Annotated in this window: 23 protein-coding genes; 16 read left to right on the forward strand and 7 right to left on the reverse strand. The window is 73.3% G+C overall.

From position 1 onward, the window contains the following. Positions 1 to 33: 33 nt before the first annotated feature. The gene (locus ACFY15_RS31545) at positions 34 to 351 is read right to left on the reverse strand and encodes a PLD nuclease N-terminal domain-containing protein (RefSeq protein ID WP_390688382.1); all 318 of its coding nucleotides are present in this window, start codon (positions 349 to 351) and stop codon (positions 34 to 36) included. Between the two features lie 91 nt (positions 352 to 442). Here ACFY15_RS31545 and ACFY15_RS31550 point away from each other — a divergent pair, with 91 nt between their 5' ends. The 4 genes from ACFY15_RS31550 (at position 443) to ACFY15_RS31565 (ending at position 4,181) form a co-directional block, all read left to right on the forward strand. After that, positions 443 to 1,900, forward strand: a complete 1,458-nt coding sequence (locus ACFY15_RS31550) for a menaquinone biosynthesis decarboxylase (RefSeq protein WP_390688383.1) — start codon at positions 443 to 445, stop codon at positions 1,898 to 1,900. Continuing rightward, positions 1,897 to 2,367 (forward strand): hypothetical protein, encoded by a 471-nt coding sequence (locus tag ACFY15_RS31555; protein WP_390688384.1) that lies wholly within the window; start codon positions 1,897 to 1,899, stop codon positions 2,365 to 2,367. The genes ACFY15_RS31550 and ACFY15_RS31555 overlap by 4 nt, the downstream gene beginning before the upstream one ends. Then, on the forward strand, positions 2,364 to 3,287 hold the full coding sequence (gene mqnP, locus ACFY15_RS31560) for a menaquinone biosynthesis prenyltransferase MqnP (protein ID WP_390688385.1): 924 nt from the start codon (positions 2,364 to 2,366) through the stop codon (positions 3,285 to 3,287). Before ACFY15_RS31555 ends, mqnP begins: the two co-directional genes overlap by 4 nt. Positions 3,288 to 3,509: 222 nt before the next feature. Beyond that, a complete protein-coding gene (locus ACFY15_RS31565; RefSeq protein WP_390688386.1) occupies positions 3,510 to 4,181 on the forward strand; it encodes a UbiX family flavin prenyltransferase in 672 nt (223 codons plus the stop codon). Here the strand turns inward: ACFY15_RS31565 and ACFY15_RS31570 are convergent. Further along, positions 4,178 to 4,312, reverse strand: a complete 135-nt coding sequence (locus ACFY15_RS31570; protein WP_281187172.1) for a hypothetical protein — start codon at positions 4,310 to 4,312, stop codon at positions 4,178 to 4,180. The genes ACFY15_RS31565 and ACFY15_RS31570 overlap by 4 nt on opposite strands. A 121-nt stretch (positions 4,313 to 4,433) precedes the next feature. On the opposite strand from ACFY15_RS31570, the gene ACFY15_RS31575 reads away from it, so the two are divergent. From ACFY15_RS31575 to ACFY15_RS31600, 6 genes are all read left to right on the forward strand, one after another. Then, positions 4,434 to 4,889 (forward strand): Lrp/AsnC family transcriptional regulator, encoded by a 456-nt coding sequence (locus tag ACFY15_RS31575; protein ID WP_344151061.1) that lies wholly within the window; start codon positions 4,434 to 4,436, stop codon positions 4,887 to 4,889. A gap of 60 nt (positions 4,890 to 4,949) precedes the next feature. Beyond that, positions 4,950 to 6,113 (forward strand): aminofutalosine synthase MqnE, encoded by a 1,164-nt coding sequence (gene mqnE, locus ACFY15_RS31580; RefSeq protein WP_390826506.1) that lies wholly within the window; start codon positions 4,950 to 4,952, stop codon positions 6,111 to 6,113. Positions 6,114 to 6,216: 103 nt separating this feature from the next. Continuing rightward, positions 6,217 to 6,741, forward strand: coding sequence for a GNAT family N-acetyltransferase (locus ACFY15_RS31585; protein ID WP_390826507.1), 525 nt, complete (start codon positions 6,217 to 6,219; stop codon positions 6,739 to 6,741). A 116-nt stretch (positions 6,742 to 6,857) separates the two neighbouring features. Next, a complete protein-coding gene (locus tag ACFY15_RS31590) occupies positions 6,858 to 7,166 on the forward strand; it encodes a DUF4229 domain-containing protein (RefSeq protein ID WP_390688533.1) in 309 nt (102 codons plus the stop codon). A gap of 391 nt (positions 7,167 to 7,557) precedes the next feature. After that, the gene (locus tag ACFY15_RS31595) at positions 7,558 to 8,877 is read left to right on the forward strand and encodes a dicarboxylate/amino acid:cation symporter (protein WP_390688389.1); all 1,320 of its coding nucleotides are present in this window, start codon (positions 7,558 to 7,560) and stop codon (positions 8,875 to 8,877) included. Positions 8,878 to 8,977: 100 nt separating this feature from the next. Further along, positions 8,978 to 9,943 carry a glycosyltransferase family 2 protein gene (locus ACFY15_RS31600; RefSeq protein WP_390688534.1) on the forward strand — a complete coding sequence of 322 codons (966 nt, stop codon included), beginning with the start codon at positions 8,978 to 8,980 and terminating at the stop codon, positions 9,941 to 9,943. 19 nt (positions 9,944 to 9,962) lie between these two features. On the opposite strand, the gene ACFY15_RS31605 is transcribed toward ACFY15_RS31600, so the two are convergent. Further along, positions 9,963 to 11,183, reverse strand: coding sequence for a hypothetical protein (locus ACFY15_RS31605; RefSeq protein ID WP_390826508.1), 1,221 nt, complete (start codon positions 11,181 to 11,183; stop codon positions 9,963 to 9,965). Positions 11,184 to 11,595: 412 nt separating this feature from the next. Between ACFY15_RS31605 and ACFY15_RS31610 the strand changes: the two genes are divergently transcribed. Further along, positions 11,596 to 12,435, forward strand: a complete 840-nt coding sequence (locus ACFY15_RS31610; RefSeq protein ID WP_390826509.1) for a helix-turn-helix domain-containing protein — start codon at positions 11,596 to 11,598, stop codon at positions 12,433 to 12,435. On the opposite strand, the gene ACFY15_RS31615 is transcribed toward ACFY15_RS31610, so the two are convergent. Beyond that, the gene (locus ACFY15_RS31615; RefSeq protein WP_390688392.1) at positions 12,436 to 12,699 is read right to left on the reverse strand and encodes a hypothetical protein; all 264 of its coding nucleotides are present in this window, start codon (positions 12,697 to 12,699) and stop codon (positions 12,436 to 12,438) included. It abuts the gene before it with no gap. Between the two features lie 256 nt (positions 12,700 to 12,955). Next, positions 12,956 to 13,276, reverse strand: a complete 321-nt coding sequence (locus tag ACFY15_RS31620) for a hypothetical protein (protein WP_390688393.1) — start codon at positions 13,274 to 13,276, stop codon at positions 12,956 to 12,958. 124 nt (positions 13,277 to 13,400) lie between these two features. Between ACFY15_RS31620 and ACFY15_RS31625 the strand changes: the two genes are divergently transcribed. Both ACFY15_RS31625 and ACFY15_RS31630 read left to right on the forward strand, forming a co-directional pair. Beyond that, complete coding sequence (locus tag ACFY15_RS31625; protein ID WP_390688394.1) at positions 13,401 to 13,748, forward strand: GntR family transcriptional regulator; 348 nt, start codon at positions 13,401 to 13,403, stop codon at positions 13,746 to 13,748. Further along, a complete protein-coding gene (locus ACFY15_RS31630; protein WP_390688395.1) occupies positions 13,745 to 14,692 on the forward strand; it encodes a DUF1648 domain-containing protein in 948 nt (315 codons plus the stop codon). Before ACFY15_RS31625 ends, ACFY15_RS31630 begins: the two co-directional genes overlap by 4 nt. On the opposite strand, the gene ACFY15_RS31635 is transcribed toward ACFY15_RS31630, so the two are convergent. Continuing rightward, positions 14,689 to 15,459: a hypothetical protein gene (locus ACFY15_RS31635; protein ID WP_390688396.1), complete on the reverse strand. Its 771-nt coding sequence runs from the start codon at positions 15,457 to 15,459 to the stop codon at positions 14,689 to 14,691. The two genes, ACFY15_RS31630 and ACFY15_RS31635, sit on opposite strands and share 4 nt — an antisense overlap. Before the next feature lie 236 nt (positions 15,460 to 15,695). Between ACFY15_RS31635 and ACFY15_RS31640 the strand changes: the two genes are divergently transcribed. Together ACFY15_RS31640 and ACFY15_RS31645 are read left to right on the forward strand one after the other, a co-directional pair. After that, the gene (locus tag ACFY15_RS31640) at positions 15,696 to 17,561 is read left to right on the forward strand and encodes an AMP-dependent synthetase/ligase (protein WP_390688397.1); all 1,866 of its coding nucleotides are present in this window, start codon (positions 15,696 to 15,698) and stop codon (positions 17,559 to 17,561) included. Positions 17,562 to 17,666: 105 nt separating this feature from the next. After that, positions 17,667 to 19,190: an alpha/beta hydrolase gene (locus tag ACFY15_RS31645; RefSeq protein WP_390826510.1), complete on the forward strand. Its 1,524-nt coding sequence runs from the start codon at positions 17,667 to 17,669 to the stop codon at positions 19,188 to 19,190. Positions 19,191 to 19,197: 7 nt separating this feature from the next. Here ACFY15_RS31645 and ACFY15_RS31650 read toward each other — a convergent pair whose 3' ends face one another. Next, on the reverse strand, positions 19,198 to 20,400 hold the full coding sequence (locus ACFY15_RS31650) for a PLP-dependent aminotransferase family protein (protein ID WP_390688399.1): 1,203 nt from the start codon (positions 20,398 to 20,400) through the stop codon (positions 19,198 to 19,200). 127 nt (positions 20,401 to 20,527) lie between these two features. Between ACFY15_RS31650 and ACFY15_RS31655 the strand changes: the two genes are divergently transcribed. Then, positions 20,528 to 21,385 carry a hypothetical protein gene (locus tag ACFY15_RS31655; RefSeq protein WP_390688400.1) on the forward strand — a complete coding sequence of 286 codons (858 nt, stop codon included), beginning with the start codon at positions 20,528 to 20,530 and terminating at the stop codon, positions 21,383 to 21,385. Positions 21,386 to 21,436 lie beyond the last annotated feature (51 nt).

Raw genomic sequence — 21,436 nt, forward strand, 5'->3', positions numbered from 1 at the left:
CCGGAGCGGCGCGGGACCCCGGGCCCGGGGCTGCTACCCCTGGTCGTCCTTGTCCTTGTCCTTCTCGTCCTTGCGCAGCGAGCGCAGGAACTCCGGGTTGTCGTCGGGCGCCACCCACTGCGTGCGGCGCGCCCGGCCGCCCCCGCCGAACCCGCCCGCGCCGCCGGCCGTCGTCCGCTTCCTGCCCGCGAGCAGCCACACCGCCGGGCCGACGATCGAGAACAGCAGGATGATCAGCACCCACACCCCCTTCGGGAGGCTCTTGACCTCCTCCTCCGGGGTGTTCAGACAGTCGATGAAGGCGTAGATGGTCAGCGCGAGGATCAGCAGGAACGGCAGATAGCGCAGCACGGTGTGGGACCGACTCCCCGGGCAGTGGCGGCGGGCCCGCGCGGGGCCCCGGTGACGCCCCCAGGGTATGCGGTGACGGATACTGGGGCCCATGGCTTACGACGATCTCCGCTCGCTGCTCCGGGCCCTGGAGCGGGAGGGCGACCTCAAGCGCATCAAGGCCGAAGTCGACCCGTACCTGGAGGTCGGGGAGATCGTCGACAGAGTGAACAAGGCGGGCGGCCCCGCCCTCCTCTTCGAGAACGTCCGCGGCTCCGCGATGCCGCTGGCCATGAACGTCTTCGGCACCGACCGCCGCCTCCTGAAGGCCCTCGGCCTCACGTCCTACGGCGAGATCAGCGAGAAGATCGGCGGCCTGCTCAAGCCCGAGCTGCCCCAGGGCTTCATCGGCATCCGTGAGGCCTTCGGCAAGCTCGGCTCGATGGTGCACGTGCCGCCGAAGAAGGTGAAGGGCGAGTCCGCGCCCGTCCAGGAGGTCGTCCTCACCGGCGACGACGTGGACCTCGACATGCTGCCGGCGCTGTTCACCTGGCCCAAGGACGGCGGCGACTTCTTCAACCTCGGCCTGACCCACACCAAGCACCCCGAGACCGGCGTGCGCAACCTCGGCCTCTACCGCCTCCAGCGGCACGACAAGCGCACCATCGGCATGCACTGGCAGATCCACAAGGACAGCCGCAACCACTACGCCGTCGCCGCCGCACGCGGCGAGCGGCTGCCCGTCGCGATCGCCTTCGGCTGCCCGCCGGCCGTCACCTACGCCTCCACCGCGCCGCTGCCCGGCGACATCGACGAGTACCTGTTCGCCGGGTTCGTCGCGGGCAAGCGGATCGAGATGGTCGACTGCAAGACGGTCCCGCTCCAGGTCCCGGCCAACGCCGAGGTCGTGATCGAGGGGTGGCTGGAGCCCGGCGAGATGCTCCCCGAGGGCCCCTTCGGCGACCACACCGGCTTCTACACCCCGCAGGAGCCCTTCCCCGCGCTGAAGATCGACTGTGTGACGATGCGGAAGCGGCCGCTGCTCCAGTCGATCGTCGTCGGCCGGCCGCCGACGGAGGACGGCCCGCTGGGCCGTGCGACGGAGCGTTTCTTCCTCCCGCTCCTGAAGATCATCGTCCCGGACATCGTGGACTACCACCTCCCCGAGTCGGGCGGCTTCCACAACTGCGCGATCGTCTCGATCGACAAGAAGTACCCCAAGCACGCCCAGAAGGTCATGCACGCCATCTGGGGCGCGCACATGATGTCGCTGACCAAGCTGATCATCGTGGTGGACAAGGACTGCGACGTCCACGACCTGCACGAGGTCTCCTGGCGGGCCCTCGGCAACACCGACTACTCCCGCGACCTCACCGTGGTCGAGGGGCCGGTGGACCACCTGGACCACGCCTCGTACCAGCAGTTCTGGGGCGGCAAGGCGGGCATCGACGCGACCAAGAAGCTGCCGGAGGAGGGCTACACCCGCGACGGCGGCTGGCCCGACATGGTCGAGTCCGACCCGGAGACGGCGGCCCTGGTGGACCGCCGCTGGAAGGAGTACGGCCTGTGAGCACGGCCATGGGCGGCCCCGCCCTCTTCATCGGCACCGACACCGCTTACGTGGCCCTCGCGCGCCCGCGCCTGGACCCGGCCGACCCGGAGGTCCGCGAGGCCGCCGAGCAGGCCGGCGTGAGCCCCGAGGAGTTCGCCGGCCCCGGCACCGTCTGGGCGCTGATGTGGGAGCAGGAGAACGGCGAGGGGGGCGGCTTCGAGCTGCCGGGCCTGCGGGACGCGGAGGCCGAGGACTTCGCCGACCGGCTGCTGGCCGAGCTGTCCTTCGAGTCCGGCCCGTTCACCGTCGGCGCGGGCGAGGTGCTGCACATCCGGGCCTACCCGGCCGGCGACGGCTGCCGCTTCGTCTCCACGATCACCCCGCCCGAGGGCGAGGAGCTCGCCCCGGTGACCCTGGACATCCCGGGGGTGGACGCCGACGCGCTCCGCGCCGACCTAGAGGAGTTCCGCGGGAGCCTCGCATGACGACCACCGCCGAAGGCGTGCTCGGCCCCGGACAGGCGCCGCAGCCCACCGGCAGGGTCAAGGCCTTCCTGCGCCTCGTGATGATCGAGCACTCGGTCTTCGCGCTGCCCTTCGCCTACATCGCCGCGCTCACCGCCATGTTCCGGCTGGACGGGCTCATGCACTGGCGGGAGCTGCTGCTCGTCACCGTGTGCATGGTGGGCCTGCGGACCTTCGCGATGGCCGCGAACCGGATCATCGACCGCGAGATCGACGCCCGCAACCCGCGCACCGCCGGGCGCGAGCTGGTCACCGGCGCGGTGTCGGTGCGCTCGGCCTGGACGGGCGCGGGCATAGCGCTCGTGGTTTTCCTGGGATCGGCCGCCCTCCTCAACCCCCTGTGCCTGGCGCTGGCGCCGGTCGCGGTGGTGCCGATGGTGGTCTACCCGTACGGCAAGCGGTTCACGAACTTCCCGCAGGCGATCCTCGGCCTGGCCCAGGCGATGGGCCCGGTCGGCGCCTGGCTCGCGGTCACGGGGGAGTGGTCCTGGGACGCGGTGGTCCTCGGCCTGGCCATCGGCGTCTGGATCGGCGGCTTCGACCTGATCTACGCCTGCCAGGACGTGGAGTCCGACCGCGCCGAGGGCGTCAGGTCCGTCCCGGCCCGTTTCGGCGTCCCGGGCGCCCTGTGGGGCGCCCGCGCCTGCCACGCCGTCACCACGGCCCTCCTGGCCGCCTACGCCCTGCTCACCGACGGAGGCCCGTTCCTCTGGCTGGGCCTGCTGATCGTCGCGGCGGCGTTCCTCTACGAACACACGATCGTGAAGCCGCACGACCTGTCCCGCCTGAACCGGGCGTTCTTCACGGTCAACGGTTTCATCGGGATCGCCCTGTTCGTGTGCGCGCTCGCCGATCTGACGGTGCGGGGCCTGACCCTCTAGCCGGCGTGCGGCCTACCACCGCGTGCATGGACAGGGAGGCCGACGTCCCCGGGTCGTCGTCGGGAGCGGCCTCGGCAAGCTCTCCGTGGACACGTCCGGCCTGCCCGTGGACCCCTCCGCCGTCAGCTGAGCCGGGGGCCGGGCGGGTGCCGGTCCCGTCCGGGGAGCGTCCGGCACACCTTAACGAGTGGCCTCCGGGTGTGGCCGGATAGTCTCGGAGGTATGACTGAGCGCAAGCGCACCCCCTGGGTGGTGGGGGTTTCCGGGGCGTCCGGGACGCCGTACGCGGCCTCGGTGGTCCGAGGGCTGCTCGCGGCGGGAGAGGCGGTCGACCTGGTCGTCAGCCGGGCCTCGCGGCTGACCCTGCTGGACGAGACCGGGATCGCCTTCCGGGACGCGCACTGGCGCGACGATCTGGCCGAGTGGCTGGCGCGCGGCGCCGACGGAAAGCCGGGAACCTTCGAGGCCGGTGGCCTGGAGGACGTGCGGTACTGGGCGGCCGGGGACCTGGCCGCCGGGCCGAGTTCGGGGTCGTACCCGGTCAAGGGGATGCTGATCGTCCCCGCGTCCACGGCCTGCGTGGCCGGCGTGGCGCTCGGGCTGTCGAAGGACCTGCTCCAGCGCGTCGCGAGCGTGACGCTCAAGGAGCGGCGCCGGCTGGTGGTCGCGGTGCGGGAGACCCCGCTGAACGGGCAGACGCTGAAGCATCTGGTGGCGCTGGACGAGGCGGGCGCGATCGTGCTGCCCGCCTCTCCGGCGTTCTATGCGGGTGCGACACACATCCAGGACCTCGTGGACTTCGTCGCGGGGCGGGTGCTCGACGCGGCAGGGGTGCCGCACGGTCTGTACCGCCGTTGGGAGGGGGAGCTTGGCAGCGCCCGCCCCCGTGACTAGCGCTTCTTGGCGCGGAGCGGCCTGCGGGTCTTGTCGTTCCGGTAGGCGGCGGCGGGCTGGTCGGTGCGGGATCGGTTGGCCAGCTCCTGGAGCTGTCGCATGTGCGCGTAGGCCATCTCGATCGTGTACACGGTGAACCACTCCTGAAGATCGTCTTTGATCTGTTGAAAGATTCACAGGGTGTTGACCCTGTGTGCCTTTGATTCTATACCTAAACTTGCAGGATCGCCGAATAATGGAAGGCTCCACGTAATGGACACGGTGGACAGGCAGCTCATCCAGGCACTCCGGGAGAACGGGCGTGCCTCGTACGCGGAGCTGGGCCGTCTCGTGGGCCTCTCCGGCCCCAGCGTCACCGACCGGATCAACCGTCTCGAATCGGCCGGTGTCATCACCGGCTACCGCGCGACCGTGGCCGCCGCCGAGCTCGGCCTCGGCGTCACCGCGCTGATCGGCATCTCCCTCTCCGACGCCGCCGACCACGAGGACGTGGCCCGCCGGCTGCGCGACCTCGCCGAGATCGAGGACTGCTGGTTCATCGCCGGCGACGACTCCTTCATGCTCAAGGTCCGCGCCAGCGACGTCGACGGCCTGGAGAAGATCATCCGCAAGCTCTCCGGCACCAAGGGCGTCTCGCGCACCCGCACCACGATCGTCCTCTCCACCAAGTGGGAGAACCGGGTCGGCGAGCTGCCCGAGGACGCCTGAGAGTACGGTGGGTGGCGGTTGCACACAGGCTGGGACAGGGAAAGACAGGGAGACACCGGCATGGACGCTGGGCTCAAGCGCGAGCTGGAGGAGAAGGTCCGCTCCGGCGAGCGGCTGACGCGTGAGGACGGCATCGCCCTCTACGGGTCGGACGACCTGGCGTGGCTGGGCGGTCTCGCCCACGAGGTGCGCACCCGCAAGAACGGCGACGTCGTCCACTTCAACGTCAATCGCCACCTCAACATGACGAACGTGTGCACCGCCTCCTGCGCGTACTGCTCGTTCCAGCGCAAGCCGGGCGAGAAGGACGCGTACACGATGCGCATCGAGGAGGCCGTGCGCCTGGCCAAGGCCATGGAGAACGAGAACCTCACCGAGCTGCACATCGTCAACGGCCTGCACCCCTCCCTGCCGTGGCGGTACTACCCCCGGTCGCTGTCGGCCCTCAAGGAGGCGCTGCCGAACGTCTCGCTGAAGGCGTTCACGGCGACCGAGATCCACCACTTCGAGACGATCTCCGGTCTCTCGGCGTCCGAGATCCTGGACGAGCTGATCGAGGCCGGCCTGGAGTCGCTCACCGGCGGCGGCGCGGAGATCTTCGACTGGGAGGTCCGTCAGCACATCGTCGACCACCGGACCCACTGGGAGGACTGGTCGCGCATCCACCGCCTGGCGCACGAGAAGGGGCTCAAGACCCCGAGCACCATGCTCTACGGGCACATCGAGGAGCCGCGCCACCGCGTGGACCACGTGCTGCGGCTGCGCGAGCTCCAGGACGAGACCGGCGGCTTCCAGGTCTTCATCCCGCTGCGCTACCAGCACGACTTCGTGGACATGAAGGACGGCAAGGTCCGCAACAGGCTCCAGGCGCGCACGACGATGGCGACGGGCGCCGAGGCGCTCAAGACCTTCGCCGTCTCGCGGCTGCTGTTCGACAACGTGCCGCACGTCAAGGTCTTCTGGGTGATGCACGGCGTGCAGACCGCCCAGCTCGCGCTCCAGCACGGCGCCGACGACATGGACGGCTCGGTGGTCGAGTACAAGATCACGCACGACGCGGACAACTACGGCACCCCGAACAAGCTGACCCGCGACGACCTCCTGGAGCTGATCCGCGAGGCGGGCTTCCGCCCGGTCGAGCGCAACACGCGCTACGAGGTCATCCGCGAGTACCCCGGCCCCGACGCCTCGCTGCGCGAGACCCCGCAGGCGATGCGCGTCTGACCCCGCCCGGCCCCGAAGGCCCCGGTCCCCAACCTGCGGACCGGGGCCTTTCGCGTGCCGAAAACCCGTTGCCGTGCGAGTCGGTAATGGATAGTCTGCGCGAGTGACCCTTACTTTTACCTTCGATCCCGTTGTCGACCCCGCCCTCCGCGACGGCATCGCGGAGATGTGGACCGAGGTCTCCAACGCCGGCGGCGCGGTCGGCTTCGTCCCGCCCGTCACGCTCGACGACATCCGGCCCGCGCTGGTCAAGCACCTCGTCGCGATGGCCGAGGGCCGCCACCGGCTGCTGGTCGGGCGCGACGAGGGCGGGGCCGTGGCCGCCGCGGCCTTCCTCGCCTTCAACCCGCACCAGCTCATGAAGCACTGGGTGTACGCGTACACGGTCATGGTCAGCCCCGCCCTCCAGGGCCGCGGCGCCGGTCGGGCCCTGATGGCCGCCCTCGCCGACGCGGCCCGCACGCTGGAGGGCGTCGAGGCCGTCGTCCTGGAGTGCCGCGGCGGCCTCGGCCTGGAGCACTTCTACGCGGCCTGCGGCTACAAGGAGGTCGGCCGGATCCCCGGCGCGATCCGCGTGGCCCCCGGCGACGACCGCGACGGCATCACCATGCTGCTGCCCCTGCACTGACCGCCCCCGCCGGGCTCCCGCACCGACCCCCGCCGGGCCGTGCCGGGTGCCCGGCGTGCTTCACTGGACGGGCACGTGCCGACGTGGCCGACGTTTCCGATGAGAAAGAAGGGGTCATCGTGTCCCTCAAGCCGAGTGCGACGATCCGCTACACCGCGATGCGCCTGGGCATCTTCGTCGGATGCCTGGTCCTCGTCGCCGTCCTGGTCAACCTGGGCTGGGTGCCCGCCGGGCTCGGCGCGGCCAACCCCGCCTGGGTCGTGCTCCTCGCGCTGGTGCTCTCCGCGCCGCTCTCCTTCATCCTGCTGCGCAAGCAGCGCGACGCGATGTCCGAGCAGATCTCCGGACGCGTCGCGGATGCGAAGCAGAAGCTCGCCGCGAACCGCAGCCAGGAGGACGCGGCCGACGACGCCGCCCGCGCGTGAACAACTGACACGAGCGGTCCCCTCGACGGACCCCGGCGCCGGGAACACCCCCCGCTGCGCCGGGGTTTCGGCGTTTCCGGGGGTGTGCGGGCTCAGCGGATCCAGCCACGCGCGATCAGTGCTCAAAGCATCTCTTTGGGTTTCTCAAAGTGGAAGTGTTAGCGTGTTCAACATGTTGACCGCAGCCGCGCACCCGATGGGCCCGAGCCTCCCGCTCGTGGCGCGCCTGCATGTCGACCTCTGCCGCCGCGTGTCCGCGGCCTGTTGCTGTTGCCGCTGAAGCGCCCGCAGCAGCGGTCGCCGGCCGGCCCGGCCCCTTTCCGGCTGCCGCCGTACCGCATCCCCCGCAGAAACCTTCCGCCGTACGTCCGCGCGTCCCCCGGAGAATGCCGTGTCCGCGTCCCCCCAGGCCCAGGCTCCCGCCAAGGCCTCGTTCAAGTTCCCCTTCTGGGCCCAGATCGTCACCGGTCTCGCGCTCGGCGTCCTCTTCGGCTGGATAGCCCGCAGCCAGGACGTCGGCTGGCTCAAGACCACCCTGGAACAGGTCGGCGACATCTTCATCCAGCTGCTCAAGCTGGCCGTCGCCCCGCTCGTCTTCTTCGCGATCCTGGTGTCCATCACCAACCTGCGGAAGGTGAACAACGCCGCCCGCCTCGCCTCCCGCACCCTGCTCTGGTTCATGATCACCTCGCTGATCGCGGTGGGCATCGGCCTCGCGATCGGCCTGCTGACCGACCCGGGCGCCGGCACCGGCCTCACCCCGGCCGACGGCAAGGAGCCCAAGCGGCACGGCTCGTGGATCGACTTCCTGACCGGCATCGTGCCCAAGGACATCGTCACCCCGTTCACCGAGCTGAACGTCCTCCAGATCGTCTTCCTGGCCGCCGTCGCCGGCATCGCCGCCCTCCAGCTCGGTTCCAAGGCCCAGCCGGTCCTGAACCTCGCCGAGTCCGTCCTGGAGCTCCTCCAGAAGGCCCTGTGGTGGGTCATCCGCCTCGCCCCGGTCGGCACCGTCGGCCTCATCGGTACCGCCATCGCCGGCTACGGCTGGGACCTGATCGGCAAGTACGCCACCTTCACCGCCGACGTCTACATCGGCTCGGCGCTCGTCATGTTCGGCGTCTACCCGCTGCTCCTCGCCACGGTCGCCAAGGTCAACCCGGTCCAGTTCTTCAAGGGCGCCTGGCCCGCCATCCAGCTGGCCTTCGTCTCCCGCTCCTCGGTCGGCACCATGCCGGTCACCCAGAAGGTCACCGAGCGCCTCGGCGTCCCGAAGGAGTACGCCTCCTTCGCCGTCCCGTTCGGCGCCACCACCAAGATGGACGGCTGCGCCGCGATCTACCCGGCCCTCGCCGCGATCTTCATCGCGAACATCTTCGACGTGCAGCTGGGCATCAAGGAGTACCTGCTCATCGCGTTCGTCTCGGTCGTCGGCTCGGCCGCCACGGCCGGCCTCACCGGCGCGACGGTCATGCTCACCCTGACCCTGTCCACCCTGGGCCTGCCGCTGGCCGGCGTCGGCCTGCTGATGGCGATCGACCCGATCCTGGACATGATGCGCACGGCCACCAACGTCGCGGGCCAGGCCGTCGTCCCGGTCCTCGTCTCCGCCCGCGAGGGGATCCTCGACAAGGAGGCCTACGCCGCCGCCTCGTCGTCCCCGCTGGACGAGCCCGCCGCCACCCCTGCCCCGGTCGCCGTCGCCGCCTGACGCACGCGCCCGCGCATCGCACGCCGCGGCCCCCGCCCCCGTCCGGGCGGGGGCCGCGGCGTGCGCGCTCCGCATGCCGGGGTGGGGGTCTTCCCGCATGATGAGGGCTGTGCACGACACACCCGGGGACGCGACCACCCTGTCGGTCGTGGTCCCCGTCTTCGACGAGGAGGAGGTGCTGCCCGTCCTGGCGGCGCGGCTCCGCCCGGTCCTGGACGGGTGCGGCGAACCGTACGAAGTCCTCACCGTCGACGACGGCTCCACCGACGCGACCCCCCGCCTCCTGGAGGACCTGCGCACCACCTGGCCGCAGCTGCGCGTGGTGACCCTGCGGCGCAACAGCGGCCACCAGGCCGCCCTCACCGCCGGCCTGCGCCGGGCCCGCGGCGCCTACGTGGTCAGCATCGACGCCGACCTCCAGGATCCGCCGGAGATCATCCCCGACATGCTCGCCCTCGCCCGCACCGAGGGCCTGGACATCGTCTACGGCGTACGGACCGACCGCTCCACGGACAGCGCGTTCAAGCGCCGGACCGCCGCCGCCTACTACCGGCTGATGCGCCGCCTGGCCGGCGCCTACGTCCCCGCCCAGGCGGGCGACTTCCGGCTGCTCTCCCGCGCCGTCGTGGAGACCCTCAAGTCGCTCCCCGACCAGCAGCAGATCTACCGCCTGCTCATCCCCTGGCTGGGCTTCCCCAGCGGCCGGATCGCCTACCAGCGCGCGGAGCGGGCGGCGGGCACCTCGAAGTACCCCCTGCACAAGATGCTCCTCCTGGCGTTCGACAGCGTCACCGGCTTCTCGGCCGTCCCGCTGCGCCTGGCCACGGCGATCGGCGCCCTGAGCTCCGTGGTCTGCCTCGCCTTCTTCGTCTGGGCCCTCACCGTCTACGCCACGGGCAACCCCCTGCCCGGCTGGACCTCCCTGATCATCACCATGCTGTTCTTCGGCGCCGTCCAGCTCTTCTGCCTCGGCATGCTCGGCGAGTACGTGGCCCGCATCCACACCGCCGTCCAGGCCCGGCCCACCTACTGCGTCGCCCGCGACACCGGCGAGGAGGAGGCGTAGGCGGCGGTACCCCGCCCCGTCACACCAGCACGCCCGCGAAGAACATCGCCCCCAGCAGGGCGTACTGGGCCGCACAGGCGGCCAGCAGCGGCACCTGCACCCAGGGGGACATCCGCCGGACCAGGACCAGGCCCACGAACATCTGCGCGTGGTTGCGGTACCAGGACATCTGCGCCCCCGCGAGGAACGGCACCAGGAAGACCGCCACCGTCAGGACCAGGGCGGCCCATTCCTCGACGGCGAGCCGCCGCTCCCGGACCAGAAGGACCGCGGCCGTGGCCACGACGAGCACCACGAAGACGGCGTTCAGCCACAACTGCGGCCGGTGGGCGGCGAGGGCGTGCTCCACCAGCCACGGCAGCCGCCCCTTGGGCGTGTACCAGGAACGGAACGGGACGTCGTAGGCCCGGACCAGCTCCGCGAAGGGTTCGCGCAGGTCGCCCTGCCCGTAGCTGACCCGCTGGATCGTCGCGTACGCGTCCCAGCGGCCCGTCGCCTGCCACATCAGCCATTCGGCCCAGAGCACCCCGCACGCGGCGACGGCCGCCGACAGCCCCGCCTTCGCGCACCGCAGCGGCCACGCGTCCCCGCGCCACGCGAACAGGGCGCTCGACAGCAGCATGACGACGGCGACGGCGCCGACCGGATGGCAGGAGACCGCCACGAAGCCGCCCCCGGCCGCCGTCCACCAGGACCCGCGTTTCACCCCGGCGACGCAGACGAGCAGGGCCAGGGTCGCGAGGGCGATCGGGAACACCGCGTGGAAGTAGACGCCGCCGGGGAACACGGCGCCGATGGCGAGGGTGAGTCCGGTGGCCCGGGTGAGCACGGCCCCGAGCAGCCACCACAGCACCGCGAACATGCCGAGCAGCGCCGTCTCGGTGACGACGGCGGCGGAGAGCTCGTAGGAGAGCCCGGTGCCGGAGAGCGCCCGCACGGCCATCGGATACCCGGGGAACCAGGCCACGTTCCCGCACACCACGTCCGGGAAATCCGGGTACCGGTCCCGGCACCGGAACATCTCGTAGCCGCCCCGGGCGATGGAGAGGTAGTGCTCGGAGTCCCAGCGCCGGCGGGCGGCCGTGGACCAGTAGGCCACCCGGGACCCGTCACCGGCGACGGAGGCGGCCGCCACCAGCCAGGTGACCAGGTTCGAGACCAGCCAGGCGACGACCGGCGGCAGCGCGCGCCGGACCCGTCCGGCCCGCGCCGGACGCACGGGCGTGGGGGATTCGATCATCTCCGGGCCAGTCTGGCGAAGGGGCCCGGGGCCCGCACCCGGAGGAGGGCCGCAGGGGCGGGCCGTGGTGCGGGGTGTCGGGACCCGGGGGCCTTCGACACCTGTCAAGTACCCGGTGGGTGTACCCACCGACCCCCCTACCGACCCCCTCCGGTTCTCCCGCGCGAGGCCATCACTCGCATGGGTGAACTGTGCCAACTGGGCTGGATTTGGGTGCGGTTGGCTGGCATATGCTCGCCGCGGCAACCGCAGACATGAGACGGCCCCCGTCGGGACTGGCATCCCGGGCGAGGGCCTGACCAAGCAGGAAGTAACAGGCTTCCCCATGGCTTCGAAGCAGACTAACGCGCCCATGCGCACCGCGTCCCGCGTTCCCGCCGGGACCGCCCCTTCAGGTGTCATCCACGTCAACGTGAAGCACACCGATCACTACACCGTGGTCGGCAACCACCTCGCCCAGCACCGCGCCCTGTCGCTGGTCGCGATCGGGCTGGCGCTCCACATCCAGTCGCTGCCCGCCGGCTCCCGGGTCGGCATCAAGGCGCTGGCCGACCGGTTCCCCGAGGGGGTGGTCCGGATCGCCGCCGCCCTGCGGGAGCTGGAGGCCCACGGGTACCTGGAGCGCAGCCGCGTACGGACCGCCGACGGGCGGGTGGTGAGCAGGACCGTGTCCTACAACCGGCCGAAGGCGCTCCCGCCACCGCACGAGCCGCCCCCGACGCCCCCGGGCGGCCGGGCACCCGTGCCCGTGCCCGTTGCGGAACCGGTGGCCGCGCCCCCGCCGCAGGCCGCCGCGCCCGCGCCCGCCGTCGTGCCCGCGCCTGCCGTCGTGCCCGTGCCCGTACCCGTGCCCGCCGTCGTGCCCGCCGCCCCGGCGGGGCCGGTGCGGCAGGAGGCCTTGGACCTGCTCGCCCGGCTGCGCGGCGACGACCCCCGGCTGCTGCTCGCCGAACGGGACGTGCGCCGGCTCGCGCCCGGGGTGACCGCCTGGCTGGAGCGGGGGGCCGAGCCCGAGGCCGTCCGGTGCGTGCTCGCCGCCGGGCTGCCGGACGACATGCGCAGCCCCGCCGCGCTCATCGGCTACCGGCTCCGGTCCGGGCTCCCGCCGGAGCTGCCCCGCGAGCCCGCGCCCACGGCCGCCCGGCGGCCCGACCCGATGCAGAACTGCGACGGCTGCGACCGTGGCTTCCGCGCCCCCGCACCCGGCCGCTGTAGCACCTGCCCGCCCGAGGGGATGGACGCGGCGGCCTAGCTAGTGGGCCGCGCGGCAGGCGCCGCTCGCGTCGTTCGAGGAGACGCCGGCGGCCTGGAGGCTCGCGACGCAGCTGGTCTGGTTGCCGATGGAGCCCTCGTAGCAGGCCTGTGTGATGTCGGGCGAGGACTTCTTGCCGTGCGACACGACGTACTGCGTGCAGTCCTGGACGCTGGCGGACGCGGCCGGGGCGGCGAAGGCCGCACCGCCGGCGGCGAGGACCAGGGCGGCGAGGATGCTGGGGATGCGGGCCGACGGACGCATGCGGATGCTCCTGCTCTCTTGGTCGGTCACGCGATCCGCGCGTGTGCCGGACCGCGCGCGGGGGCGGCGCGGAGCCGGTACTCCGGGGGGCGGCCGGCTCGGCGCATCGGACACCCCCGCCCTTTCGACGCTAGAACACCCCACCGGCGCCCGCACTCCGGCCGAACGGGGGCCTCGCGCCGCAGGGGCAGAGCCTTCTGCGCGGCCTGCTGGAGCGCGCCGTCACCCGTCCCTGAGGGCCCGCCGGGCCCGGGGGTCAGACCGTCCGGCCGCGCAGGAAAGCGAGCGAGGCCAGCAGGAACGGTGCCGCGTACCACCAGCGGCCCAGGGTGCGGTGGAAGACCGGCACGGCGGTGAGCAGCAGCCCGGCGAAGCACAGGGCGACACAGGCGTGGGCGGTGAACAGGACGTCGTCCCGGATCCGGTCGTCGGGGCCGTCGGGCCGCAGGGCGAGGGAGACGTAGCAGAGGTAGGCGGCCGGCAGGTAGACCAGGACGGCCAGGGGCGCGCCGAGCACCCACCGCAGGCAGCCCCGGTCCTCGGGCAGGTCGATGCTCTCGCGGCGGCGGTAGGTCATGCCCACATCATCACCGCCGGGCGGGTCGTCAGGGGGGCCGCCACACCCGGACGGTGGAGTCGTCGCTGCCGCCGGCCCCGGGCAGTGGTTCCATCGGAATAATGGTGCTAGCGTCATAGGCACCATGTTGCTGAGGCTGAACACCGCCGACACCCGCCCCCTGCACGAGCAGGTGGCCGGTGCGGTCCGCCGTGCCATCGCCGAGGGCGAATGCGCCCCCGGCGCCCGGATCCCGCCCGCGCGCGACCTCGCGCAGGCGCTGGGGGTCAACGCCAACACCGTGCTGCGCGCCCTGCGGGCCCTGCGCGACGAGGGGCTGCTGGAGTTCCGGCGCGGCCGCGGGGTGACCGTGGCCGTCGGGGCGGACGGGCGCTCGGAGCTGCTGGAACGCGTGCGCGCCCTGGTGGCCGACGGGGCGCGGCTGGGGTACGGCAGGGCCGAGCTCATCGAGATGATCAGGGGGATGCCGTGAAGAACCGCGTGGTCTGGGCAGTGGCCGGGTGGGGGGCCGGGGTGCTGGCCCTGGTCGTGGGGCTGCCGCTCGCGGCGGGCGGGCGGCTGCCCGATCCGGTGGCCACCCACTGGAGCGGCGGCTCCGCGGCACCCGACGGGGCGATGGGGCTGTGGGCGGCAGTGCTGTTCCCGGCGCTGGTGTGGCTGGCCGTGGTGGCCGCCGTGGCGTTCGGGGCCCGGCGCGGGCCCCTGCCCGGATGGGCCCTGGCGACCCTGGCCTCCTCGGGGGTGCTGCTCGCGGGGGCGCAGACGTCGATCGTACGGGCCAACCTGGACGCCCCCGACTGGCGGCAGGCCGGGTCCGTGACGGGGTGGGGCGTGGCGGTGATGGTCGCGGTCGCGGTGCTGGCCGGTGCCGGCGGGGCCGCGCTGGGGCGCCGGTCCCCGGCCGCGGAGCCCGCGGGCGCGCAGGGGCCGCGGATGGAGATCCCGAGCGGCGAGCGGCTCGTCTGGCTGTCGAGCGCCGCCAATCCCTGGCTCCAACTGCTGGCCGGCCTCCTCGGGCTGGCCGCGCTGGGCGGCCTGTTCGCCGGGCTGGCGGGGCTGCTCGCCGGGCCGTGGCCGATGGCCGCGACCCTCGCGTTCGCCGCCCTGGCGGTCCTGGTCTGCTCCTCGGTCCGGGCGCGGGTGACGCGGCGGGGGCTGGAGGTGGCCTTCGGCCCGCTCGGGTACCCGGTGCGGCGCTGGGCCGCCGAGGACATCGAGTCGGCCCGCGTGGAGGAGCGCACGCCGGCCCGGGCCGGCGGCTGGGGCTACCGGGTCAACGGCCTCGGTACGACGGTGATGCTGCGGAGCGGCGCATGCCTGGTCGTACGGGCGAAGGGGCGGGACTTCGCGGTGAGCGTGGACGACGCCGCGCGCGGCGCCGCCCTGCTGAACTCGCTTGCTGCGAAGAGGGGTTAGCGGCGGGCGTACGCGCCCAGGCCGACCAGGCAGTACACGTACTCGTTGATGACGCTGCCGTTGATGGTGTAGCGGTACGAGAAGCCGTACTCCGTGGCGGAGTTCTCGTCGCAGCGGCTCATGTCCGAGGTGCCGGGGAAGCGTTGGACGACCCGGTAGTGCGCGTCGTCGGCGGAGCAGGAGACCTCGTGGACGCCGGTGACGCGCGTCGCCGTCGTCGAGTCCGGCAACTGCCCGTTGAGGCAGGTCCCCTCGTCGAAGGGGCGGGGGGCCTCGGTGGTCGGCGAGGGGGCGGGCGGCTCGTACGTCGGGACGGTGGCCGGCCCGGTCCCCGCGTCGGGGGCCGAGACCGGCGGGCTGTAGGGGGTGTACGGCGTGTACGAGGACGAGGGCGTGGCCCCTCCGGTGGGGCGGGAGTCGCCGTCACCGCTGCTCGCCACGGCGATGCCGATGATCAGGGCCGCGCCGACGCCGAGCGCCAGCAGGCAGCCGAGGGGCCCGGACTTCTTTCCGGGCGGGGACGGTTGGACCGATAGGGGCCCGAAGGGGCCCGGCACCGTGAAGCCGGAGGGGCCGGCCGCGGCGGGGTCGGACACCCGTATGCGCAGCAGCACCTCCGCGGCGCCGACGCGGGCCCGTACGAGGTCGCCGTTGCGGGTCGGCGGTATGCGCAGCCGCGCGGTTCCGGACGGGAGTGCGACCTCGACGGTCGTGCCGCCGGAGGCCTGCGCGGGGGTGAGCGTTAACTGGATCTCCTCTGACGACACCGGCTGCTCCTCAAGGTGGCGGTGCCCTGGCGGACTTCACGGATTCTTCCCCCTCCGCCCTCGCCGACACGGCCGTTCCGGCCCGCCGGGCCCGTCCCGCGGGTGTGCGGACCAGGGGTGGAGATCGTTCGCGGGGTGTGGAGCTGTGGAGGAGGGCCGGTCCGAGGGGTGTTCCCGGGGGAGGCGCGTGCGTAGATTACCGGCGGTAACCCGCGATCGACCGAGGAGAACGAGCCGTGGACGCTGCCGAGCCGAAGCTGGTCGAACCCGTCAAGACGATCGTCGCCGGGGTGGTGCGCGAGGTGGCGGTACCCGCCCTCGCCGGGGCGCCGGCCGGCGGATCGCTCGGGGACCTGCCCTTCCTCAACGCCCGCGAGGCCCCCGGCGAGCCCGTACTCGCCCGCAAGGAACGCGACGGGACCTGGCGGGACGTCACCGCCGCCGAGTTCGCCGCCGAGGTGCTCGCCGTCGCCAAGGGGCTCATCGCCGAGGGGCTCGCGGAGGGCGACCGGCTCGCGATCATGGCCCGGACCACCTACGAATGGACCCTGCTGGACTTCGCCGGCTGGGCCGCCGGGCTGGTCACCGTACCCATCTACCCCACCTCCTCCGCCCTCCAGGCCCGCTGGATCATCCACGACTCCGGCGCCGTCGCCTGCGCCGTCGAGGACACCGTCCAGGCCCGGCTCATCAGCGCCGAGCGCGCCCACCTCCCCGGCCTCGCGCACCTGTGGGAGTTCGACACCGGCGCCGTCGCCCGCCTGGTCAAGGCCGGGGAGCACCTCCCCGACGCGATCGTGCAGGCCCGCCGGGCCGCCCGTACCCCCGAGTCCTACGCCACCCTCGTCTACACCTCCGGCACCACCGGCCGGCCCAAGGGCTGCGTACTGACCCACGGCAACTTCTTCGCCGAGGTCGACAACGCGGTGGAGCTGCTGCACCCGGTCTTCCGGTCCGTCAGCAAGGACCCCGCCTCCACCCTGCTCTTCCTCCCGCTGTCACACGTCTTCGGGCGGATGGTCGCCGTCGGCTGCATGCGCGCCCGGGTCAAGCTCGGCCACGCGCCGAGCATCGCCACCGAGGACCTCCTCGCCGACCTCGCCGGCTTCCGGCCCACCTTCCTGCTCGCCATCCCCTACGTCCTGGAGAAGGTCTACAACACCGCCCGCGCCACCGCCGAGCGGATGGGCCGCGCCTCCTCCTTCGACCGGGCCGCCCGGATCGCCCGGCGCATCGGGGAGGCGCCCGAGGGCGCCCGGCCGGGACTGGCGCTGCGGGCCGCCCACGCCCTGTACGACCCGCTCGTCTACCGGCGCATCCGCACCGCGCTCGGCGGCCGCGTCCGCTATGTCCTCAGCGGCGGCTCCCCCCTCGGCCGGCGCCTCGCCGCCTTCTACACGGGCGCGGGCATCGAGGTCTTCGAGGGGTACGGGCTCACCGAGACGACGGCCGCCGCCACGGTCACCCCGCCGCTGCGGCCCCGCCTCGGCACGGTCGGCTGGCCGCTGCCCGGCACCGCGGTGCGCATCGCCGACGACGGGGAGGTGCTGCTGCGCGGCGGGCACGTCTTCGCCGGGTACTGGAACGTCTCCGCGCAGCCGCCCGGCGGCTGGCTGGCCACCGGGGACATCGGCGAGCTCGACGCCGACGGCTACCTCACCATCACCGGCCGCAAGAAGGACCTGATCATCACCTCCGGCGGCAAGAACGTCGCCCCCGCCCCCCTGGAGGACTGGCTGCGCGCCCACCCGCTGGTCGGCCAGTGCATGGTGATCGGCGACAACCGGCCCTACATCGCCGCCCTGATCACCCTGGAGCCGGACGGGCTGGCGCACTGGCGGCAGATGCACAAGAGGCAGGGCGTCCCGCTCCGCGAGCTGGTCACGGACCCGGAGCTGCTGGCCGACCTCCAACGGGCGGTCGACGAGGCGAACAAGCTGGTCTCACGGGCCGAGTCCATCCGCCGCTTCGCCGTCCTGCCCGGGGAGTTCACCGAGGACCGCGGGCACCTCACCCCCTCCATGAAGCTCAGGCGGGCCGCCGTCGCACGCGACCACGAGGACGAGATCGAGGCCCTGTACCGGGCACCGCGCGGCTCCTGAGCCGCGGGCCGCGCACCCTCGCACCCGCCCGGCCCGGCGGGCGGGTGCGCCGCGGGCCGCTTATCGTGGGCTGACCGGTTCGGGGGGCCGCCCGAGGAGGGTGCCGTGCGCCGTGCCCGGATACGCACCGCCGCCTGCGCCGCCGCGCTGGCCGCCGCCCTCTCGGCCGCCGCCGGTCCCGGCCCGGCCCCCGCACCCGGCCGGGAAGCGGGCCCGGACCCCGCCCCGGGCCTGCGGTGGGGGGACTGCCCCGAGAAGCCCGTGCCCGCAGGGATGCGGTGCGCGACCCTGACCGTCCCCCTCGACCACGACGACCCCGCCAAGGGCACCACCCGGGTGGCCCTCGCCAAGATCCCCGCCGACACCCGCGGCCGCGGGCGCCTCGGCTCCCTCCTGCTGAACTACGGGGGCCCCGGGGCCCCCGGCATCGCCTCGCTCGCCGCCGACCCCGTCCTCTTCGCGGAACTCGGCAAGCGCTACGACCTCGTCGCCTTCGACCCGCGCGGCGTCGGCCTCAGCGACCCCGTCTCCTGCGGCCCCCGGCCGGCCGGCTCCGGCGCCGGGGCCGGCGACGCCGCCGCCCAGCTGGCCGCGCTGCGCGCCGAGGTCCGCCGCTGCGAGCGGCACTCCGGGCGGGTGCTCCCGTACATCGGCACCGTCCACGTCGCCCGGGACCTGGACGACATCCGCCGGGCCCTCGGCGAGAAGAAGCTGAACTACCTCGGCTTCTCCTACGGCACCCGGCTCGGGGCCGTCTACGCCGCCCTGTTCCCGCGGCACACCGGCCGGATGGTCCTCGACGGGGTCGACACCCTCACCGAGCCCTTCACCGAGCAGGCCCTCGCCTCGGCGCGCGGCCAGCAGCGGGCCCTGGAGGGCTTCCTGACCTGGTGCGCCCACCGGACCGGCTGCGTCTACGGCACCAACACCCGGACCGCCAGGGAGGAGGTCGCCGCCCTCGTCGCCCGCCTCGACCAGCGCCCGATGGCCGGGACTGGCGGCGCCCCCTTCACCGGCGACGACGCGGTCCGCGCCATCGGCGCCGCCCTCTACTCCACCGCGCTCTGGCCCGACCTCGCCGGCGCCCTCGGCCGGGCGGAGCGCGAGGCGGACCCCGGCGGCCTCGAAGGGCTCCTCGCACCCGCCGAACCGGACCCCGCGAGCACCCCCTCCACGGTGCCCGCCGACAACGCGACGGCCGCCCTCACCGCGGTGAACTGCGCCGACGACCCCGACCGCGGCGACGACAGGGCCACCGCGGCGGCGATCGTCCAGAAGATCGTCGGCCTGCGCGCGGAGTTCCGCGAGGCCTCGCCGGTCTTCGGCCCGCGCCGGCTGATGACCCTCCTGTCCTGCTACGGGCGCCCCGCGGGGACCGACTTCATCCGCCGCATCGACCACCCCGGAGCCCCGCGCATGCTGCTCGTCGGCACCCGGGGCGACCCGGCCACCCCGTACGAGTGGACGGAGGAGACGGCCCGCCGCCTCGGCTCGGCCGTGGTCATCGACCACAAGGGCGGCGGGCACACCGGCTACCCCTCCTCGGCCTGCGTACGGGCGTACGTCGACGACTTCCTGACCGAAGGCAGCCTCCCGTCCGGAACGCGCGCCTGCCCCGCCGGCGAGTAAACCGCCCCTACCCCAGGGCCCGGCGCAGCCGGTCCAGCCCCTCGGCGATCTCGTCCGGGGTGTGCGTGGTGAAGGACAGCCGCAGGGTGCGCGCGTCCGGGGCGCCGGTGAAGAAGGGGGCGCCGGGCACGTACGCCACGTCGTGCGCGACGGCCGACTTCAGCAGGGCCGTCGCGTCGTACCCGTCCGGGAGCCGGACCCAGACGAACATGCCGCCCTGCGGGCGGTTCCACTCCGAGCCCTCCGGGAGCGCCCCGGCCAGGTTTGCCAGGAGGGCGTCGCGCCGGGCCCGGTAGGCCTCGCGGACCCGGGCGACGTGGGCGTCGAGGTCGTGGGCGCCGAGGTAGTGGGCGGCGGCCAGCTGGTCCACCGTCGAGGTGTGCAGGTCGGCCGCCTGCTTGGCGACCACCGCCGCCCGGCGCAGGGCGGCCGGGGCGCGCAGCCAGCCCAGGCGCAGCCCCGGGGCCATGATCTTGGAGAAGCTGCCGATCAGGGCGGTGCGGTCCTCCGCGCCCGGGTGGGCGGCGAGCCAGGGCTCGTGGTCGCCCTCGTAGCGCAGGTCCCCGTACGGGTCGTCCTCCACCAGCCACAGCCCGAGGCGGGCCGCGGTCCGTGCCACCTCCGCCCGGCGCTCGCCGGGCAGGGTGCGCCCGGTGGGGTTCTGGAAGGTGGGGACGGTGTAGAGCAGCTTGGGGCGCTCCCGGGCGGTGATCTCGGCCAGGGCGTCGGGGAGCAGGCCCTGTTCGTCGCAGGGGACGGGTACGACGCGGGCCCCGGCCATCCCGAAGCACTGGAGGGCCGCCAGGTAGGTGGGGTTCTCGACGAGTACGGTGTCGCCGGGCTCCACGAGGGTGGTGGTGACCAGGGTCAGCGCCTGCTGGGAGCCGGTGGTGACGAGCACGTCGTCCGCGGTGGTGGGCAGCCCGCGACGGCCCGCGCGGGCCGCGACGGCCGCGCGGAGCTCGGGGGCGCCCTCGGTGGTGGAGTACTGGAGCGCGCGGGAGGCGGCGGCTCCGGCGAGGGCGCTGTCGTAGGCGGCGCGCAGTCCGGCGGTGTCGAAGAGCTCGGGGGCGGGAAGGCCGCCGGCGAAGGAGATCACCCCGGGCCGTTCGGTGAGCGCCAGGATCTCCCGCACGGGCGAACCGCCCACGGTGGCGGCGCGGGAGGCGAAGCCGGGCAGGGCGGCGGCGTCGCGGCTTTCGAGGGGCATGGGGGCTCCTTCGGGTGGCGGGTGACCGCAGCCTAGCCAGGAAGGATGCAGACGGCACCTACCATTTCGAAGGGTGAACGGCGCACGCACCCTCGCGAACTGACGGTGCATCAGCTAAACCGGTGCCATGACGAGCAGACGAGAGCGGGAACCAGAGGACACCCGGGCCGGGGACTACGCCGAGCTCGCGGCCGTCGGCCCGTACGGCGTCCGCCCCGGCCACGCGCTGATCACCATGGTCGAACCGCATCCGGGCCACGAGTACGCCTACAACCGCTGGTACGAGGACGACCACTACTACGCGGGCGCGATGGCCATGCCCTGGATGTTCGCGGGCCGCCGCTGGGTGGCCACCCGCGACCTCCAGGAGCTGCGCTATCCGGAGAAGTCGGCGGTGGCCCGGCCGGTGACGGCCGGCTGCTACCTGTCGACGTACTGGGTGACCGAGGGCCGCTACGACGAGCACATGAAGTGGACCGTCGGCATCAACAGGCGCCTCAACCGGGACGGCCGGGTCTACCAGGACCGTACGCACGTCTTCACGGCCTTCCAGGACCACGAGGCCACCGTCTACCGCGACGGCGCCGCCGGACCCCGCGACCACCACGCCCTGGACCACCCGTACGCCGGGCTCGTCCTCCAGGTCGTCGACGCCGAGGGCCCCGAGCGGCGTGCGGAGCTGCTGGAGTGGCTGCGCTCCCGGGCGCTGCCGCGTCGGCTGCACGGCTCGCCGGCGGCGATGGTGACCGTCTTCCGGCCGACGCCGCTGCCGGGGGACCGGATGACCTACGTCAAGCAGGTCGAGGGGGTGGACACCCGCCTCACGCTGCTGTGGTTCCTGGAGGCCGATCCCCGCACCTGCTGGGACCGATTCCAGGGGCTGGACGCGGAGGTCGCGGAGGCGGGGCTGGGGCGGGTGGAGCTGGTGGCGCCGTTCATCCCGACGGTGCCCGGGACCGACCGGTACGTGGACCGGCTGCGCTGACCCCCGGACGGAGAGGGGGCCGGCCGTCCGCACGCGGACATGGCCGAGCCC

Source organism: Streptomyces sp. NPDC001373 (genome assembly GCF_042895815.1).
GTDB lineage: Bacteria > Actinomycetota > Actinomycetes > Streptomycetales > Streptomycetaceae > Streptomyces.

Bases quoted from the DNA above. Each gene is read 5' to 3' on its own strand.
- ACFY15_RS31550 (WP_390688383.1), top strand. From the start codon at position 443: ATGGCTTACGACGATCTCCGCTCGCTGCTCCGGGCCCTGGAGCGGGAG.
- mqnP (WP_390688385.1), top strand. From the start codon at position 2,364: ATGACGACCACCGCCGAAGGCGTGCTCGGCCCCGGACAGGCGCCGCAG.
- ACFY15_RS31565 (WP_390688386.1), top strand. From the start codon at position 3,510: ATGACTGAGCGCAAGCGCACCCCCTGGGTGGTGGGGGTTTCCGGGGCG.
- ACFY15_RS31575 (WP_344151061.1), top strand. From the start codon at position 4,434: ATGGACACGGTGGACAGGCAGCTCATCCAGGCACTCCGGGAGAACGGG.
- mqnE (WP_390826506.1), top strand. From the start codon at position 4,950: ATGGACGCTGGGCTCAAGCGCGAGCTGGAGGAGAAGGTCCGCTCCGGC.
- ACFY15_RS31600 (WP_390688534.1), top strand. From the start codon at position 8,978: ATGAGGGCTGTGCACGACACACCCGGGGACGCGACCACCCTGTCGGTC.
- ACFY15_RS31605 (WP_390826508.1), bottom strand. From the start codon at position 11,183: ATGATCGAATCCCCCACGCCCGTGCGTCCGGCGCGGGCCGGACGGGTC.
- ACFY15_RS31615 (WP_390688392.1), bottom strand. From the start codon at position 12,699: ATGCGTCCGTCGGCCCGCATCCCCAGCATCCTCGCCGCCCTGGTCCTC.
- ACFY15_RS31620 (WP_390688393.1), bottom strand. From the start codon at position 13,276: ATGACCTACCGCCGCCGCGAGAGCATCGACCTGCCCGAGGACCGGGGC.
- ACFY15_RS31625 (WP_390688394.1), top strand. From the start codon at position 13,401: ATGTTGCTGAGGCTGAACACCGCCGACACCCGCCCCCTGCACGAGCAG.
- ACFY15_RS31650 (WP_390688399.1), bottom strand. From the start codon at position 20,400: ATGCCCCTCGAAAGCCGCGACGCCGCCGCCCTGCCCGGCTTCGCCTCC.
- ACFY15_RS31655 (WP_390688400.1), top strand. From the start codon at position 20,528: ATGACGAGCAGACGAGAGCGGGAACCAGAGGACACCCGGGCCGGGGAC.